The organism is Bradyrhizobium sp. BRP20, from assembly GCF_020194215.1.
GTDB lineage: Bacteria > Pseudomonadota > Alphaproteobacteria > Rhizobiales > Xanthobacteraceae > Bradyrhizobium > Bradyrhizobium yuanmingense.
In genome coordinates this window covers 82,564-100,773 of record NZ_JADYVY010000001.1, presented here as the reverse complement: position 1 = coordinate 100,773, position 18,210 = coordinate 82,564, and the positions used below count along the sequence as shown (strand labels likewise).

Annotated in this window: 14 protein-coding genes; 9 read left to right on the top strand and 5 right to left on the bottom strand. The window is 64.1% G+C overall.

Translation table 11 applies throughout. The annotated features are described in order from the left end of the window. Window positions 1-156 precede the first annotated feature (156 nt). The 4 genes from I6F33_RS00450 (at window position 157) to I6F33_RS00435 (ending at window position 7,557) form a co-directional block, all read left to right on the top strand. Window positions 157-1,215 carry a polysaccharide deacetylase family protein gene (locus I6F33_RS00450; protein ID WP_225140672.1) on the top strand — a complete coding sequence of 353 codons (1,059 nt, stop codon included), beginning with the start codon at window positions 157-159 and terminating at the stop codon, window positions 1,213-1,215. A gap of 91 nt (window positions 1,216-1,306) precedes the next feature. Continuing rightward, a complete protein-coding gene (locus I6F33_RS00445) occupies window positions 1,307-2,119 on the top strand; it encodes an SDR family oxidoreductase (protein WP_225140670.1) in 813 nt (270 codons plus the stop codon). 559 nt (window positions 2,120-2,678) lie between these two features. Further along, window positions 2,679-6,011: an adenylate/guanylate cyclase domain-containing protein gene (locus I6F33_RS00440; protein ID WP_225140668.1), complete on the top strand. Its 3,333-nt coding sequence runs from the start codon at window positions 2,679-2,681 to the stop codon at window positions 6,009-6,011. A 160-nt stretch (window positions 6,012-6,171) separates the two neighbouring features. Further along, window positions 6,172-7,557 (top strand): FAD-binding oxidoreductase, encoded by a 1,386-nt coding sequence (locus tag I6F33_RS00435; protein WP_057028606.1) that lies wholly within the window; start codon window positions 6,172-6,174, stop codon window positions 7,555-7,557. A 271-nt stretch (window positions 7,558-7,828) separates the two neighbouring features. Here I6F33_RS00435 and boxB read toward each other — a convergent pair whose 3' ends face one another. The 4 genes from boxB to I6F33_RS00415 all read right to left on the bottom strand — a co-directional run bounded on the left by boxB (window position 7,829) and on the right by I6F33_RS00415 (window position 13,825). Beyond that, window positions 7,829-9,280, bottom strand: a complete 1,452-nt coding sequence (gene boxB, locus I6F33_RS00430; RefSeq protein ID WP_057028459.1) for a benzoyl-CoA 2,3-epoxidase subunit BoxB — start codon at window positions 9,278-9,280, stop codon at window positions 7,829-7,831. 144 nt (window positions 9,281-9,424) lie between these two features. Then, window positions 9,425-11,113 (bottom strand): 2,3-epoxybenzoyl-CoA dihydrolase, encoded by a 1,689-nt coding sequence (gene boxC / locus I6F33_RS00425; RefSeq protein ID WP_225140666.1) that lies wholly within the window; start codon window positions 11,111-11,113, stop codon window positions 9,425-9,427. 123 nt (window positions 11,114-11,236) lie between these two features. Next, entirely contained in the window at window positions 11,237-12,049 is an 813-nt protein-coding gene (locus I6F33_RS00420) for an alpha/beta fold hydrolase (protein WP_225140664.1), read from the bottom strand. Window positions 12,050-12,283: 234 nt separating this feature from the next. Then, on the bottom strand, window positions 12,284-13,825 hold the full coding sequence (locus I6F33_RS00415) for a benzoate-CoA ligase family protein (protein WP_225140662.1): 1,542 nt from the start codon (window positions 13,823-13,825) through the stop codon (window positions 12,284-12,286). A 121-nt stretch (window positions 13,826-13,946) separates the two neighbouring features. On the opposite strand from I6F33_RS00415, the gene I6F33_RS00410 reads away from it, so the two are divergent. The 4 genes from I6F33_RS00410 (at window position 13,947) to I6F33_RS00395 (ending at window position 16,786) form a co-directional block, all read left to right on the top strand. After that, window positions 13,947-14,855, top strand: a complete 909-nt coding sequence (locus I6F33_RS00410; RefSeq protein ID WP_036001723.1) for a helix-turn-helix transcriptional regulator — start codon at window positions 13,947-13,949, stop codon at window positions 14,853-14,855. A 2-nt stretch (window positions 14,856-14,857) separates the two neighbouring features. Further along, window positions 14,858-15,253, top strand: coding sequence for a group II truncated hemoglobin (locus tag I6F33_RS00405; protein ID WP_057028463.1), 396 nt, complete (start codon window positions 14,858-14,860; stop codon window positions 15,251-15,253). Between the two features lie 151 nt (window positions 15,254-15,404). Then, window positions 15,405-16,232, top strand: coding sequence for an AraC family transcriptional regulator (locus tag I6F33_RS00400; protein WP_225141284.1), 828 nt, complete (start codon window positions 15,405-15,407; stop codon window positions 16,230-16,232). Between the two features lie 119 nt (window positions 16,233-16,351). Further along, the gene (locus I6F33_RS00395; RefSeq protein ID WP_225140660.1) at window positions 16,352-16,786 is read left to right on the top strand and encodes a VOC family protein; all 435 of its coding nucleotides are present in this window, start codon (window positions 16,352-16,354) and stop codon (window positions 16,784-16,786) included. 47 nt (window positions 16,787-16,833) lie between these two features. On the opposite strand, the gene I6F33_RS00390 is transcribed toward I6F33_RS00395, so the two are convergent. Then, window positions 16,834-17,166 carry a PRC-barrel domain-containing protein gene (locus tag I6F33_RS00390; protein ID WP_036001758.1) on the bottom strand — a complete coding sequence of 111 codons (333 nt, stop codon included), beginning with the start codon at window positions 17,164-17,166 and terminating at the stop codon, window positions 16,834-16,836. A 668-nt stretch (window positions 17,167-17,834) separates the two neighbouring features. On the opposite strand from I6F33_RS00390, the gene I6F33_RS00385 reads away from it, so the two are divergent. After that, window positions 17,835-18,185: a hypothetical protein gene (locus I6F33_RS00385; protein ID WP_225140659.1), complete on the top strand. Its 351-nt coding sequence runs from the start codon at window positions 17,835-17,837 to the stop codon at window positions 18,183-18,185. Window positions 18,186-18,210: the final 25 nt, after the last annotated feature.

Below are 18,210 nucleotides of genomic sequence, written 5' to 3'. Positions count from 1 at the left end.
CCGACCTCTGGAAACGGAGACAAAACAAACCCTTGGCAGGCTGTCAAACCGGAAATGGCCCTGGTCCCAAGGCCCGGGTGGGACAATCGGAATAACTTTTTCTTCAAGGGTTCTTCCGTAAGTTGAGGCCGGAATGCCAAAGTCCCCCACCCGGTCATGAAACAACTGCGTAACAACGTCATCCGCGCCGGGCTGGGAGCACTCTATCTCAGCGGGGCGCACCACCTGTTGCGCCCGCTCTTGTCGGGCGTCGGCGCCATTTTCATGCTGCACCATGTGCGGCCGGCGCGCGAGGCCGCGTTCCAGCCGAACCGGCATCTCGAGGTCACCCCCGACTTCCTGCGCGCCACGCTGTGCCATTTGCGCTCGCGCGACATCGACATCGTCAGCATGGACGAGCTGCATGAGCGGCTGGTGCAGGGCCGGTTCGACCGTCGCTTCGCCGCCTTCACCCTCGACGACGGTTACCGCGACAATCTGGATTACGCGCTGCCGGTGCTGCGCGAATTTGACGCGCCGCTGGCGGTCTATGTCACGAGCGATTTTGCCGACGGCACCGGGCGATTGTGGTGGACGGCGCTGGAGGCCGTGATCGCCAAGGCCGAGCAGATCGACATTCAGATCGGCAATTCCGCCCTGCGGCTCGATGCGACCAGTGTCGCGGCGAAGCAAGCGGCATTCGACCGCCTGCACGACTGGCTGCGCGCGCTGCCGGGCGAGCAGGATCTTGCGCGCGAGATCGGGGCGCTGTGCAGGACTCACGGCGTCGACATGGAAGCGCAGTGCCGCGGCCTCTGCCTGTCCTGGGCCGAGATCAAGTCCTTTGCCGCCGATCCGCTGGTCACGATCGGCGCGCACAGCATCAGCCATTGCAATCTCGCCAAGCAGACGGAAGACATCGCCGCGCAGGAGATGGCCGCAAGCCGCGCGCGGATCGAGCAGGTGCTGGAGCGCCCCGTGCTGCACCTCGCCTATCCCTATGGCGACCGCGACGCCGCGGGCGCGCGCGAATTCGCCCTTGCCGCATCCGCCGGTTTCAAGACCGCGGTGACGACGCGGCCCGGCATGCTGTTCGCGGAGAACGCCGGCCACATGACCGCGCTGCCCCGCGTCTCGCTCAATGGCAATTATCAGGACGCGCGGATCCTGCCGGTGCTGACCTCGGGTGCCGCGACCGCGATGTGGAACGGCTTCCGCCGCATCGCGGCGGCGTAGGCCTCAATCTGCACTGGTCGAGGACAAGCGTGCCTTCCTTGACACCCCTCCCCGCTCCGCCCACAACCGGCGGCAACCAAGGGAGGGACGCATGTTCGACGATCTGTTCTCGCTCAAAGGCCGCATCGCGCTGGTAACCGGCGGCTCGCGCGGCATCGGCAAGATGATCGCGGCGGGATTTCTCAGCGCCGGCGCGGCAAAGGTCTACATCACCGCGCGCAAGGCCGGACCGTGCGAGGCCACCGCGAAGGAGCTCAGCGCGCAATATGACGGGGAATGCATCGCGCTGCCGATCGACATCTCGACCGTTGCCGGCGCCGAGCTGCTGGCCAGCGAGTTCGGGAAACGCGAGTCCCGGCTCGACATCCTCGTCAACAATGCGGGCGCCGCCTGGGGCGCGGAGTTCGACGAATTTCCGGAGAACGGCTGGGACAAGGTGATGAACCTCAACGTCAAGGCGCCGTTCTTCCTGACCAAGGCGTTGGCGCCGACGCTGCGCACGTCAGCGAGCGCGGAACGGCCGGCGAAGGTGATCAACATCGCCTCGATCGACGGCATCTTCGTCAATCCCGGCGAGACCTATTCCTATGCCGCGAGCAAGGCCGGGCTGATTCATCTGACGCGGCGCATGGCGGTGAAGCTCATCCCGGACCACATCGTGGTCACCGCAATCGCGCCGGGCCCGTTCAAGTCAGACATGAACCGCGCCGCGCGCGACCACGCTGACGAGGTTGCAACGCGCGTCCCCGTGGGCCGCATCGGCACCGACGAGGACATGGCGGGCGCTGCGATCTACCTCGCCTCCCGCGCCGGCGATTACGTGGTGGGAGCGACCATCGCGGTGGATGGCGGCATCGTCTATGCGAACCCGGGGATCAAGGGCAGCGGGTGGGACAGCGATTGATCCGGCGGGGCCCCGAACCAAAATGTCGAAAACAACCCCATGCACAGTAGAATGCGCTTTGATCGATAAGGGGTTTTTCGAGCGGCACGGAGACGATGATTGCAGCTGCGATGCGGTTGACACGTCGGGCAAAACACGTGCCGAGCTGGGGAGTGTACTCAGAATCCATCAGTATCGATGCAGGCACGGCGACGTCCGCTTTCCGTTCGAAGACGTGCATTGGCTGCCCCGGATGTGCGTGTCCGCTAAGGTCCGAACCGCGTGGGTTCGGCTCTCTGGCGACGACTTCCGTTCTCCAAAGGCGAACACCGTCGCGCCCAATCGGCATGTCTCGAACGGGCCCAGCCGGCGACATACTGTTGTTGCTTAGAGCAAAAGGCCCAACTGAAGGGCCTTTGTGTCAGAGAACCTGACGGTATTGCGCAGATTCAGCGCAGGCGCTATCGCGTCTAGACGCCTGGGCACGTTCACGGCGCGCTGAAATTCCCAGCACCGGTCGCGAAATCCTGGGGTAGACTGGTTGGGGTGCTCTTCGGGGGGATGCGACCAGGAGGCGCCCATGAATGTTGCAGCTTGGCTGCACGGTCTAGGGCTGGGGCGATACGAACAGGCGTTCCGGGAGAACGACATTGACGCTTCGGTCCTTCCCCGCCTCACGGGCGACGATCTAATCGGGATTGGCGTCGCCTCAGTCGGTCACCGCCGCAAACTGCTTACCGCTATCGCGGAGTTGCGTGACGGACCGACGCCGACGCCACTCCCTGTCCCGAGGGCACCCGCCTCGACATCGAGGTTGGCTTCGCAGCTTCCGGATGCTGAGCGGCGGCAGGTCACAGTGCTATTCGCTGACATCGCCGGCTACACCAAGCTCGCCGACGAACTCGACGCTGAGGAAGTCCACACCCTCCTTGAAAGCTTCTTCGATCTGGCCGACGCAAGCATCGTCGATCACGGTGGTACTGTTGACAAGCACATCGGTGATTGCGTGATGGCTGTCTTCGGTGCCCCGGTAGCATATGGCAACGATCCTGAGCGATGCGTCCAGGCCGCCCTCGATATCGGAAGCCGCATGCCGGTGGTCGCGGCCGATCTTGCCCGCCCTATTAGCGTGCACATCGGCATTGCCAGTGGCGAAGTCATGGCCAGCGGTACCGGCAGCACACGCCATGTTGAATACACTGTCACCGGCGAATCCGTAAACCTCGCCTCACGACTGAAGGATATGGCGCCCCCGGGCGAAATCTTCATTTCAGATTCGCTCTACCGTGCCCTGGCCGAACGGGTCGAGTGCTCCGACGTCGGTGAGCTCACCATCAAAGGGCTCGCAAGGCCGGTAAGAGTGTGGCGACTGCGCGCGCTTCGCAAACCGGCCCGCTCCAGCCGCCAAGCCTTTGTTGGACGGCACCGCGAACTAAGGGAACTCGAAGCGGCGCTCGTCCGGTGCCGGAACACGCTACGGGGCCGGACCATCTACATCCGCGGTGAGGCTGGCATCGGCAAGACCCGCTTGCTCGAGCAGTTTCGGACGACCGCCGAGAGGCAGAACTTCGCCTGTCACAGCGGGCTGGTGCTCGACTTCGGAATGGGCTCCGGCCAGGACGCAATCCGCTCTCTCGTCCGCAGCCTGCTCGGTTTGTCGGGCGAGAGCAGCGAGGAAGAGATCTCTGTTGCTGCTGAGAAGACCATTGCGCATGGCATGCTGGCTAACGAGCGACGAGTGTACCTGAATGACCTCCTCAACCTACCGCAGCCGACTGGACTACGTACGCTATATGACGCCATGGATAATCCCGCCCGCAACCGCGGTAAGCGGGCGACCGTCGCCGAACTCATCACCAACGCAAGCGGCCATCGTCCTCTGCTGCTGGCAATTGAGGACGTGCACTGGGCTGATCAGATGACCCTCGCTCATCTGTCGAACCTCGCTGAGACCGTCGCTGGATGTCCGGCGCTTCTGATCATGACCTCGCGGCTCGAGCGCGACCTGCTTCAGGAGGCTTGGGCACCGACGATTGCCGGCCTGCCAATGGTGACGATCGACCTCGGCCCGCTTCAGCCAACCGAAGCCAACCGGCTCGCCGAGGCCTATTTCGGCGCGGTAGGCGAGCTCGCCCAGCGTTGTGTCGAACGGGCCGACGGGAATCCGCTGTTCTTGGAGCAACTGTTGCGGCACGCCGAGGAAAGCGCCGAGGGCAACGTCCCGGGGTCGATCCGGAGTCTGGTACAGGCGCGCTTAGATCGGCTTGCACTCTCCGACAAGCGGGCGCTGCAAGCAGCCTCAGTTCTCGGCCAGCGCTTTACTGCGGAAGCGTTGGCGGCCCTGCTCGACCAGCCTGGCTGGAGTTGCGCCGGCCTGATGCGGCATCTCCTGGTGCGCTCGCAGGGCGATCACTTTCTTTTCGCCCACGCGCTGATTCAGGAAGGAGTCTACGATACGCTGCTCAGGAGCCGGCGCCGCGAGTTGCACCGCAAGGCGGCAGATTGGTTCAGGAGCCGTGACCTGATGTTGTGCGCACAGCATCTCGATCGAGGGGACGACGATGGCGCTCCCCGTGCCTTCCTGGAGGCAGCACGAGCGCAGGCTGCGGAGTACCGGACCGAACGGGCCCTACGTCTCGTCGAGCGCGGAGTAGCCTTGGCTAACAACCGGGCCGATCTAAGCGCGCTGCATCTGCTTCGGGGCGAAATCCTGCATGACCTCGGTCTAATCCCAGAATCGATTGCTGCTTTTGAGCAGGCCCTGGCAGTGGCCGATGCTGACATCGAGAGGTGTCAAGCTTGGCTCGGGCTCGCTGCCGGCCTGCGCGTGACCGATCGTTTTGACGAGGCTTTTGCGATGCTGGACAAGGCCGCGAGCGCGGCTATGGACGATCTTTCGGCGGCGGAGCGCGCGCGGATCCACCATCTGCGTGGCAATCTCTGCTTCCCCCTCGGAAGGCTCGTCGAGTGCCTACATCAACATGAGCTCGCTCTCGACTGCGCCCGTATAGCCAGTTCGCCAGAGCTGGAGGCGCGCGCGCTTGGCGGGTTGGGCGATGCTGAATACGCGCGCGGCCGAATGGCCAGCGCTCATCGGCACTTCAGCGGATGCGTGGAGCTGTCGCGCGGGTCTGGCCGCGGGCGCATCGAAGTCGCTAACCTCAGTATGGTCGCGCATACCCAGGTGTACCTCAACGATTTCTCCGAAGCACTCGCGACGAGCCATATGGCAATCGAGCTGGCGGCGCGGGTCGGACATCACCGTGCGGAAATCATCGCCCATAACGCGGCGTGCAACGTGTTTCGCACGACAGGCGAGTTTGCGCGTGCGAAGATTCATGCCGAGCGGGCGCTGCTCCTCGCTCAACGTCTTGGCGCCAAACGGTTTGAGGCTGTCAGCCTCAACGATCTGGCCATGGTCGCCCGCTCAGAGGCGAACAAGGCGGAGGCGATGGATCTGCTGCACCGCGCCTTGATGATCGGCCGGGAGACCGGAATGACCTTTGTGGGTCCGTGGATCCTGGGCCATCTCGCGGTCACAACCGACGATTCCGTTGAACTTCAAACAGCGCTGGCAGAAGGCGAGGATATTCTCCGCAAAGGCGCTGTCGCCCACAATCATCTGTGGTTCTTCCGATACGCGGTTGAAGCATCACTGCAGTCTCAGGATTGGAAGGGCGCGGAGCGCTATAGTGCTGCCCTGGAGGATTTTACCCGGACAGAGCCGCTACCCTGGGCCAATTTCTTTGTTCGATATGGACGCACCGTTTGTGCACTTGGTCGGGGTCGTTCCGAACAGGCAGCGACATGCCAACTTCGGGACCTGTTGGTAGAAGCCGAGCGCCTAGGCATTGGTCCTGCGCTTGGGCCGCTAGCTTTGGTCGAACGGCCCCAGCAAAACAGTCTGACGTGACTGTAGACAGAGCTGGCTGGCGGAGGTCCAAGGCGCATCATGAGACGTCATTTGAGCGATGACGTCCGCGATCATTGGTTTGCTAACGAACTTCGGAAGCCCCCACGATAGGAGCGACCTCAGACTTATTGACGATCGCTGTGTGCAAGAGGAGGAGATCATGCATGCCATTGCCACCGAAACGTTTATCGGCAACATGCGCGGCCCCGTCATCAGGCAAACGGATGCCGATTATGACGGTGTGCGAAGCCTCTACAACGGGATGATCGATAAGAGACCCGTGATGATTGCGCGATGCACCGACGTCGCTGATGTCGTCACTGCGGTCAATTTTGCGAGGCAGAACGATCTCGGGGTCGCGATCCGCGGAGGCGGCCACAACGGGCCAGGCCTTGGCAGTGTCGATGACGGGCTGATGATCGACATGTCGATGATGAAAGGCGTGCGGGTCGATCCCACTGCACGCACCGTCCGCGTCGGTCCCGGCTGCACGCAGGGCGACGTGGATCACGCCACGCATATTTACGGGCTCGCTGTGCCGGCCGGCATCGTCTCTACCACGGGTATCGCCGGCCTTACGCTCGGGGGCGGCACCGGATACCTCACCCGAAAGTATGGCCTGACCATAGACAATCTGCTTGAGGCGGATGTCGTGCTTGCCGACGGCCGTATTGTCACCGCGAACAAATCAGAGAACGCTGACCTCCACTGGGGCCTGCGCGGAGGCGGCGGCAATTTCGGTATTGTTACGAGCTTCCTGTTCCAGGCTCATCCGGTGAGCATGGTCTACGCCGGCCCAATCTTCTGGGATCTCAAGGATGCCCGGACCGTCATGCAGACGTACCGGCATTTCCTGCCTGGGGCGCCTGAAGAGCTTGCGGTCTTTGTCGGGTTAAAGACCGTTCCGCCGATGGAGCCGTTTCCGGCGGAACATCAGGGCAAGCGCGCCTGCGCGATCATCGCCTGTTACAACGGCGCGACAGCAGACGGCCAGATTGTCATGGCTAAATTGCTCTCTGAACTCCCCCCGCCGCTCTTCAACTGGATGGGCGAGATGTCCTATCCGGCCCTCCAGTCCATGTTCGATCCGTTCTTGCCGAAGGGCCTGCAATGGTACTGGCGCGGCGATTTCGTGAAAGAACTGACTGACGAAGCGATTGACGCCCATATCGCCCAGGCACACAAACTACCCAGTCCGCTCTCACTCATGCATCTTTACCCGATCGACGGTGCAGTCCGCCGTGTCGGCAAGAGCGACACCGCCTGGAGCACGCGCGATGCGACCTGGTCGATGGTTATCGCCGGGATCGATCCCAATCCGCAAAAGGCGGGCGAGATCACCCGCTGGACTAAGGGATACTGGGAGGCCGTGCATCCCTACTCGGCTAACGGTTGCTACGTGAACTTCATGATGGAGGATGGAGATGACAACAGACTCAGGGCCACCTACGGGGACAATTACGATCGTCTCGTCGCCTTGAAAGCCAAATACGACCCAACGAATTTTTTTCGCGTGAATCAGAACATCAGACCGCTGCACTTGTAGAGGGTGGCGGCGCGCGCCGTCATGCCCCGGCTTGCCCCCTTCGCTGAAGGCTTCGGCGGCCGAGCACCCTAATGGCCCCGGCGTCGCCTTGGCGGAGCCGGGACCAGGGCATCCGGTACGCCGCGGCGCCTCGATTCCATCACGACGGCCTCTGGAATACTAGGTCGCCCGGTCCCGGCTCCGCCAAGGCTACGCCGAGGCCTGCACGGACGCTTGGCACGCCGAAGCTTCAGCGAAGGCGGCAAGGCCGGGCGTGCGTAGCTAGCAGCCGTTACGACTCGATCTTCACGTACTCGAAATCGCCGGGCTTGTTGTCGATCCCGACCTTGGGCGGCGAGATCCAGGAGGCGAACTTGCCTTGCTCGGTGACGGGCTGCATCAGGGAGGTGATGAAGTCGCCGTCGCTGGCCGACGGCAGCCATTCGTCCTTGCGCCTGGCCCAGGTGGCATCGTCGATCAGGATGCCGTCGGGCGTCGCGTGCACGTCCTTGAACTCGCCGATATGGCGGTGGAAGGCGACGTTGGGCAGCGTCAGCTTGAAGTCGTAGCCGGCGGTCGAGATTACCTTGTTCCAGCGCAGCATGCCCTTGACGCAATCCTGGCTGTAATCGTCGCGCAGGCGCATGTTGAGTGCGGTCAGCGCCGGCTCGTCGACCAGCTTGACTTCGCCGTTGATCAGCTTGAGCACCGGATAGGTCGAATTCTTGAGCTGGTGATCGTCGTCGATCTGGGTCTCGTGATAGCGGCCCTTGATGCCCGCGTTGAACGCGTTGGCCGCGTTGGTCGAGACTTCCGAGCCGAACAGGTCGAGCGACAGCGTGTAGTGCAGGTTCAGCTTCTTCTGGATGGTCGGAAGATCGATCACGCCGAGCGCGCGGACCTTCGCGATGTCGGTGGGGTCGGTGATGCCGGCCGCGCGCATCGCATCGCAGGTGCGCTGCACGACGCGGGTGATCCCGGTCTCGCCGACGAACATGTGGTGCGCTTCCTCCGTCAGCATGAAGCGGCAGGTGCGCGACAAGGGATCGAAGCCGGACTGCGCGAGTGAGTGCAGCTGCATCTTGCCGTCGCGGTCGGTGAAATAGGTGAACATGAAGAAGGACAGCCAGTCGGGCGTCGCCTCGTTGAACGCGCCCAGCATGCGCGGCGCGTCGGCATCGCCGGAGCGGCGGCGCAGCAAATCATCGGCTTCTTCACGTCCGTCGCGGCCGAAATATTTTTGCAGCAGGTAGACCATCGCCCAGAGGTGACGGCCTTCCTCGACGTTGACCTGGAACAGATTGCGCATGTCGTACAGCGAGGGCGCGGTCTTGCCGAGATGGCGCTGCTGCTCGACCGAGGCCGGCTCGGTGTCGCCCTGGATCACGATCAGGCGGCGCAGCATGGCGCGATGCTCGCCGGGCACTTCCTGCCAGGCCGGCTCGCCATAATGCTCGCCGAACGGCACGACGCGGTTCTCTTCCTGCGGCGCCAGCAGGATGCCCCAGCGATATTCGGGCATGCGGACATAGTCGAACTTGGCCCAGCCGCGCGGATCGACGGAGTAAGCGGTGCGCAAATAGACCAGCGATTCCTGGAAGCCCTCGGGGCCCATGTCGCTCCACCAGTCCATGTAGCCGGGGTGCCAGCCTTCGAGCGCTTTCAGCACTTGGCGATCTTCGGCGAGGTTCACGTTGTTGGGAATCTTGGTCGAGTAGTCGACGTTCATGATGTTCATGTTCATGGCCGTGCTCCTTGTTTCTTGTCCCGGACGCTGCGCAGCGCGAAGCGGTGCGCTGCTGAGCCGGGACCCATTGTCTCGTCTTGCTGGGTCCCGGTTCTGCGCAGCGACACTTCGTGCCGCAGCGCGCCCGGGACACGAAAATCATCAAACCCGCGTCATATCGAATTTCGGTTTCTGGCCGCTGCCGTAGCGGCGCAGCGCGCCTTCCTCGCCGACCGCGTTCGGGCGCTGGAAGATCCAGTTCTGCCACGCGGTGAGGCGCGCGAAGATCTTTGATTCCATCGTCTCGGGGCCGACGAAGCGCAGGCTCGCTTCCATGCCGGTAAGGCTGTCGGGCGAGAAGCTGGCGCGCTCCTCGAGGAACACGCGGACCTCGTCGTCCCAGTCGATATCGTCGAGCGCGAAGGTGACGAGGCCGAGCTCCTCGGCCTGCTCGGCGTCGAGGCTGGTGCCGAGCGTTGCTTCGGCGCGCTCCAGGTCGGACGGATCGGCCTGGAAGCGCGATTCCAGCCGCGTCAGGCCGTGGCTCATCGGGTACGGGCCGAAATTCATGGCGGACAGCTCGATCGACGGCGGCGGACGATTGTCGCCTTGGCGGGTGCCGATCAGCATGTAGGAGCGGTCGGCGGCAAAGACGAGCTCGGCGAGCGTGCCGGCAAAGCAGGAGCCGGGCTCGACCAGCGTCACCAGCGTGCGCGAAGTGACGTCGACGCGCTTGAGCACGCGCTTCCAGTAATGCCTGATCTCGTTGACCAGCCAATGCGCCTTGTTGGCTTCGAGGAACGCATCGCAGGCGAGCACATGGGCGCGGTCGCCGTGGCTCTTGAAGACGAGCATCGCGATCTCGAGCTCGTTGATGCGTAAGTGAAGGATGGCGTCGTCGAGCTCGCGCGCCACTTGCAGCGGCCAGAACGAGGCGCCTTGCGCCATCATGCCGTCGATGTCGGCGGGCGGCGCGGTCTCCGGCGCCTTGATCGAGATGGTGGCGATGCGCGCGGTGCGATCGATATCGACGGTGACGAAGCCGTAGCGGATGCTGTTCTCGTCGATCAGGCGCCTGAGCGGCGTCAGCGCGATGCCCTTGCCGCTGCCCTTGCGCTTCGATTGGCCTGCGAATTCCTTGGCGCGCTCGGCGATCTTGGCCTCGAGCTTGGAGTTCGGCGCGATCTCGTCGACGAGGCGCCATTGCACGGCGCGCTTGCCCTTCACGCCTTCCTCGATGGTGCAGAAGACATCGGCGTGGTCGCGCCGCACCTTGCGCTTGTCGACGACCCGCGTGAGACCGCCGGTGCCCGGCAGCACCGCGAGCAGCGGCACTTCGGGCAGCGCGACGGCGGACGAGCCGTCGTCGGCGAGGATGATGTGATCGGTCGCGAGCGCGAGCTCATAGCCGCCGCCGGCGGCCGAACCGTTCACCACGGTGATGAAGCGCTGGCCGGAATTCTCCGACGAATCTTCCATGCCGTTGCGGGTCTCGTTGGTGAACTTGCAGAAATTCACCTTGTGGGCATGGGTCGAGCCCGCGAGCATGCGGATGTTGGCGCCGGCGCAGAACACGCGGTTCTTGGCCGAGCGCAGCACCACGACCTTCACCTGCGGATGCTCGAAGCGCAGGCGCTGGATCGCATCGGCCAGCTCGATGTCGACGCCGAGGTCGTAGGAATTGAGCTTGAGCTGGTAGCCCTCGAACAGGCCGCCATTCTCGTCGACGTCCATCGTCAACGTGGCGACGTCGCCGTCGACCGCGAGCTTCCAATGCTTGTAGCGGGACGGTTCGGTCTGGAAATCGATGAATGTCGCGCCGCCTGCGAGGCGCCGATCTTCCCCGGCCATGAGCCACCCTAAGCTTGGTTATGCATCTGGAGCGTTAGATGCACAATAGTGCATCTTACTGGGTTAGTCTAGCCCGAATCGCGACCTCATATGCACTTTGCTTCATCTAGGCGCGCGTGGGTTTCATGCAGCCTGAAGCCCTGGATCATCCCGCAAGGCGGCCTTTGCGAACTGCATGATGGCATCGAGGGTCGGCCCCGCGGCCTCGCGATGCGGGGAATGCGCCGCGCCGGCAATGATTTTCAGGTCGACCGGGCAGTAACATTCCTCCTGTGCGATCTCGGCCTGGCGCAGCGTGCCGTATTGATCATCTGTGCCCTGCACGATCATGACGGGCACGCGGATGTATGCGAGGTATTCGGAGATATCCCAATCGCGGAACTTTGGATCGAGCCAGGCGCCGTTCCAGCCGTGGAAGGCGTTGTCGACGTCCTTGTGCCAGCGCGCCAGCTTTGTCTTGAGGTCCGTGGTCTCGAACGTCGTCTTGATCGCGGCGATGGATTCGATCGAGATGTCCTCGACGACAAAATGCGGCGCGATCAGCACGAGCCCATTGAGGCGATGATCCTGATGCGCCCCGGCATAGATGGTGGCGATCGAGGCACCGTCGGAATGGCCGAGCAGGAGGCCGCGCTTGAAGCCGATCATGTCGAGCAGCTTCGGCAGCACGTCCAGCGCCTCGCGATGCATGTAGTCGAGCGGCCGCGGCAGTGCGACCGGGCTGGACTGGCCGTAGCCTGCGCGCGAATAGGCGAAGATGCCCGCGCCCGTGGCCTGCTGCAGCTTCTCTGGGAAATCACCCCAGAGGCCGACGGAGCCGAGGCCTTCGTGCAGCATCACGATGGTGGGCGCGTCGGGGACTAGCGGCGCGAACCATCTGTATTCGAGGCTGGCGGTACCAATGTCGAGGAAGCCGGTGGGGGTGAGATTGGTCATGGTCGAATTCCCATTCCTAGCCAATGCCGAGATGCCCACCCTCCCTGGAGGGGGAGGGTCGATTCACAGCGAGCGCAGCGAGATGTGAATCGGGGCGGGGTGACAGGCTCTCCGGAGAGGCAGTGCCCGTGTGGAGAGATCACCCCACCCCGCCACGCGTCTCGCTACGCTCGATCGCGTGCCGACTCTCCCCCTCCAGGGGAGGGTAAGCGAGCGCGTTCGCCGCCTGCACCATCAATGCGCGCCCTCGCGCAACTTGAACCGCTGGATCTTGCCCGTCGCCGTCTTCGGCAAGGACTCCACCACATCGATCCAGCGCGGATATTTCCAGGGGCCGATCTTCTGCTTGACGTGCTCCTTGAGCATCTCCTGCAAGTCCGTCGTCTTTGCGCCTGGGCGCAACACGACGAAGGCTTTCGGCTTCAGGAGGCCTTCTGGATCGGCCTCGGGCACGACGGCAGCTTCCAGCACGGCCGGATGCGTGATCAGCGCGCTTTCGACCTCGAACGGCGAGACCCAGATGCCGGAGACCTTGAACATGTCGTCGGCGCGGCCGCAGAAGGTATAGCGGCCCTCGGCGTCACGAATGTATTTGTCGCCGGTGCGGGTCCACGGCCCCTCGAAGGTGCGGCGGCTCTTGTGGCGCTGGTTCCAGTAGCCCTCGCCGGCCGAGGGCGCATCGACCAGGAGCTCGCCGACCTCGCCGTCGGCGACGTCCTGCCCGGCCTCGTTGACGAGCCGCACCGCATAGCCGGGCACCGGCTTGCCGGACGAGCCGTATTTGATGTCGCCGGGCGCGTTCGACAGAAAAATGTGCAACAGCTCGGTCGAGCCGACGCCGTCGAGAATGTCGACACCGAACCGTGCCTTCCAGCTGTGGCCGACGGATTCCGGCAGCGCCTCGCCGGCGGAGGTGCAGATGCGCAAAGCCTTGCCGCCGCGCTCGCTCTTCATGGTCTCGTCGTTGAGCATCGCGGCGAACAAGGTCGGCACGCCATAGAAGATCGAGGGATTGTAGCGATTCATCAGGTCGAACATGCGCGCCGGCGTCGGCCGCTCGCTGTTGAGGATCACGCTGGCGCCGACCGACATCGGGAAGGTCAGCGCATTGCCGAGGCCATAGGCGAAAAACAATTTCGCCGCGGAGAGACACACATCGCTCTCACGGATGCCGAGCACCTGCTTGGCATAGGTGTCGGCAGTGGCCTGCAAATTGGAATGCAAATGGCGCACGCCCTTCGGCATGCCCGTCGAGCCCGACGAGTACAGCCAGAACGCCGGCTCGTCCGGATGCGTCACGGCGGTGGTGAACTGATCGTTCTCGCCAGCGAGCTCTTCGGCAAGCTGCTTGTGGCCGTTCTGCTTGGCGCCGGAGACCACGACATGCTCGAGATCCGGCATGCGGCCGACAACGTCCTTGATGACGGGATAGAGCGCTTCGGACACGAACAGCACGCGCGCGCGGCAGTCGGCGAGGATGTAGGCGTATTGGTCCGCGGTCAGCAGCGTGTTGAGCGGCACCGGCACGATGCCGGCGCGGATCGCGCCCAGGAACACGATCGGGAAATCGACCGTATCCTGCATGATCATCGCCACGCGCTCCTCGCGGCGGACGCCGAGCCGGCGCAGCATGTTGGCGGCGCGCCGGGTCTGTTGCTGGAGCTCGCCATAGGTGAGTCGCGAGACGGTATCGTCGAAGGCGAGCTTGCTGCCCCTGCCTTCGTCGACGTTACGGTCGAGCAGCCAGGTCACCGCGTTATAGGATCCCTCGCTCACGGACATCTCCCCAGAATTTAGAATTATAATTCATAGAAAGACACCACGGCGGCTTGCTGTCAATGCCAGCAGGCACTATGTTTCATTAAAACGCGCCGCAGGACCCCTGTAAAGAAGACTCATGACCGAAAGTCCCGACGCCGAATCCCGCTTCCTCGAACAACTCGGCCAGCGTGTGCGCACCATGCGCGCGCTGCGCGGCATGTCGCGCAAAGTACTCGCCAAGGTGTCGGGAATTTCGGAGCGCTACATCGCGCAGCTCGAGAGCGGCAAGGGCAATGTCTCGATCGTGCTGCTGCGCCGCGTCTCCGACGCGATGGGCGCCCATCTCGAAGATTTGCTGCCCAGCGCCGATCCGACCCCGGACTGGCAGGTGTTTCGCGACCTCCTGCGCAAGGCGACGCCCGCGCAGATTGCTCAGGCCAAGGATCTGCTCGCCGGCGGCAGCGCAACCGCGCCCCGGCGCGCGCCGTTCTGCGGGATCGCGCTGATCGGCCTGCGCGGCGCCGGCAAGTCCACACTTGGGCGGATGCTGGCGAAGAGGATCGGCTGGAGTTTCGTCGAGCTCAACAAGGAGGTCGAGCAGCAGAACGGGCTCTCGGTCGCCGAGATCATCGCGCTGTACGGCCAGGAAGGCTTTCGCCGCATGGAGCAGGCGGCACTGCAACAGCTGCTCGCGCGCAACGAGCTGATGGTGCTGGCAACCGGCGGCGGCATCGTCTCCGAGCCCCTGACCTTCGATCAGGTCCTCTCCTCGTTCTACACGATCTGGCTGAAGGCCGAGCCCGAGGAGCACATGGCGCGCGTGCGTCGCCAGGGCGATCTACGCCCGATGGCTGATGATCGCTCGGCGATGACGGAGCTGCGCAACATCCTGCTCAGCCGCGAGCCGCTCTATTCGCGCGCGACCGCGGTGGTGGATACCGCGGGCCTTTCCGTCGATGCCGCCGCCGCACGCCTGATCGATGCGGTGCGGCCGGTGCTGCAGAACGAAGCCCGCAGCTTCGGCCTGCGCAGCGTGGCGCTGTAGCGATGACGTCCACCGACGTCGCCACCTCCATGTTCGAGCGGATCGGCGGCAGCGCCACGATCGACGCCCTCGTCGACCGCTTCTACGACCGCATGGACACGCTGCCGGAGGCGAAGATCATCCGCGCCATGCATGCGGACGACCTCGGCCTGATCAGGGACGTGCTGAAGCGCTATCTCACCGAATGGACCGGTGGCCCGCGGCTCTATACACCCGAGAAAGGTCATCCGCGGCTGCGCCAGCGCCATTTCGGCTTCGCCATTGGGGACGCCGAGCGCGACGCCTGGATGCTCTGCATGCGCGGCGCGCTGGAGGAGACGATCACGGACGCCGCCGCGCGCCAGGATCTCGACAAGGCGATAGCGGGCCTGGCCGACTGGATGCGCAACCGGCCGTGACGGGGCGGCAGCGCTTCGGCGCAATTCGACGGCGTGCCACGCACCGGGTCATTTGAGTTCCGCTGCGATCGCCTGCTAAGCTCCAGGCATGACCGACATGCTCTGCGACACCATACGCGTGGAGCGCGAAGTGACGGAGCGTTAGCGCGTGATGGACGCACCTCCCGATGTCATCCGTCGACCGCCCTCGCCGCGTCTTGCGCGGCTGATCTCCAGCATTTCCTTCTACCGCGAGCGCGGGATCGGCTTGGCCGCCTTCCGCCACGCCGCGCCGCTTGCACTGCCTCTGCTGGTGAATTTGGGAACGCCCTTCCGCATTGCGCTCGGACACCGACCGGACACCGCCGATGCGCGGCCGAGTTTCGCAGCGGGTCTGTTTCCTGGGCCGGTCGTGATCGAATCCGACGGGCGCGCCGAATGCGTTCAGGTCGATTTCACGCCGCTCGGGGCGTATCGCTTCTTCGGAGGCGCCGTGCCCGATCTGACCGCGCGGATCGTCGGGCTCGACGACATTCTGGGACGGCACGGCAGGGAGCTCCGCGCCAGGGTGGCCGAGGCGGCCGGCTGGCAGGGACGATTCGAGATCGTCGAAGACTTCGTGCTTCGCCGCGCCGTACACGAGCCCTCGCCTGAGGTCGCCTTCGCGCTGGAGACGCTGTGGCGAGGCGCGGGCGCGGTCAGGATCGCCGACATTGCCTCCGACATCGGCTGGAGCCGCAAGCATCTCACACGCCGCTTCCACCGCGAGATCGGCGCTCCGCCAAAGACGCTGGCCCAGATGCTGCGCTTTCATCGCGCTTGCGTCCTGGCCCGGACGGATGGCGCAGGCGGCTGGGCGGCCATTGCCGCGGACGCCGGCTATGCCGACCAGGCACATCTTGCTCGCGATTTCCGGATGTTCAGCGGAGAGACGCCGACCGGATGGGCCGCGCGGCTCGATGTCGTCGATTCACGCCTGATGCGGGACGGCGGGGGCTAGCGCCAAAACAGCGGCAAGACGGCGCGAGGCACGGTCAGGTCCCATTTGTTCAAGCCGGCCGCCATGATCCGAACTAGGGTCGGCTTCGCAACAAGCTTGCACCGAACCTGGAGAGTGTCATGAACCAGCCGAACGGCTACGAAGCGCCGCGCCTCTACCACACCATGCGCTGTAGGGATGCCGAGGCGATGATCGCCTGGCTGAAGAACGTTCTCGGCTTCACCGAACGGGTGGTGTACCGCAAGGAGGGCACGGTCGTTCACGCCGAGCTGGCGTTCGGATCGTCGATCCTCATGCTGGGCGCGCATCGCGACGACGCCTACGGCAAATTGGTTGGCGACATCGGCGGCCGGCGGACGGATGCCGTCTATCTGGCTGTCGATGATCCCGACGCGCTCTATGCGAAGGTGAAATCCGCTGGTGCAGAGATCGAGATGGAGCCCTACACGACCGATTATGGCAGCCGCGATTTCGCCGCACGCGATCCGGAGGGCGGGCTCTGGAGCTTCGGCACCTATTGGCCCAAGGTCGGCGAGCCGCCGCTCGCGGGATAGCGGGCGCTCGCGTCAAATACTGCTCCGCGGCCGAACCGTCTTGCTCGCTAGACCGACCAGTAATGCGGATGCGGGTAGGGCCGCGAGCGGTCGCCCCAGTCGAACGCGTCGCCATCGAACTCGCACGGGCCGCTGCTGAGTTCGTCCAGCGTCTGCTCGGTCTGGAACGCCTGCCGTGCTGGATCGTATTTCAGCGCGCTCCACTGCAGCGGATAATGGTGACGCGTACCGAGCAGCCCGCCGGTCTTGATCACGGCATAGGCGACCGTTCCGCTCATCTTGTCGAGCATCAACCGCTCGATCGTGCCGAGCTTCGTGCCGTCGCGTCCGTAGACGGCGACGTGCTCCACGCGATCACTGGGAACCATGGTGTGGTTCATGGTGTCCTCCCTGTTCTCGTCTGTTCACGATATTATAGCACCGGTTTCGCGGCGGCGGGAGCAGCTACAACTGCTGTAAGCGGCCCGCCCCGGCCACCAGAGCGTCACTTCAGCCGAATCGTGTCGACGCGACGGCACTGGACGCAATGATAAACGTGCTCCGCAGGCAGCGTGACTATTCCAGGTAGTGTCGCCAGGAACTTCATTGGCCGCCTGCATTTTGAGCAGATGAGGATCGGCGGATCGTCTTGGCGATCGGAACTCATACAATAACCGGGGCTGAGGCGCCCGCACGTTACTGCCGCGCTGCGGGCGCTTCATCCCGGGAGAACTACCGGCCTTGATCGGAATCCGATCGGCCCCGCTCGGCGCGCTGCTTCACGCCCGCGTGAGGCGACTTCTTCCGGACTGTTGCGACGACATCGCGCCGCCCCCGGACGAAGCCATTTTCCTCACCCGGCGAAAAACGCCGGAAAGGCAGGCGGTCTAGAATTCTCTGCATTGATCAACAACGGAGTTCGGTCATGTGGGGTCAACTTTTCAGCCTGATCTATCGCCTGTCCTGCCGGACCACCCTGATCGAGATCGGCACGCACCGCCTCGCGCGTTAGGTCCATGAAGCCCAAGGGAATTGGGTAAGATCGATTGACCAGATGACGGGGATTGCCATGAGCAAGCTGATCCTGATCGCCGCGATGTCGCTGCTCGCAAGCCAGGCCAATGCCGGAGGCTCGCGGAGCCTCAGCCTGGCGGCCAGCAATGCAAGCCAGCAGGCGGAACAGCCGGCCACCGCGACGCCAGTTCCGGCGCAGACGCCTCAAGCCCCGGCAACAACGAATGTGCCGACGGCGACCGCACCAGCTGCATCGACGGCGCCTGCCTCGGCAATTCCGGCCGCCACAACGTCGGCCCGGTCCGCAACGGCGTCGAGGGCCGCAACCGCCAAGCCGAAGCGCCGGCAGCCGTCCACCGAGGCGCGCGTGATCCGCGAGCTGCATCGGCACGGAATTTATTGGTGAGAGCTCACGTTATCCCTTCCGTCAT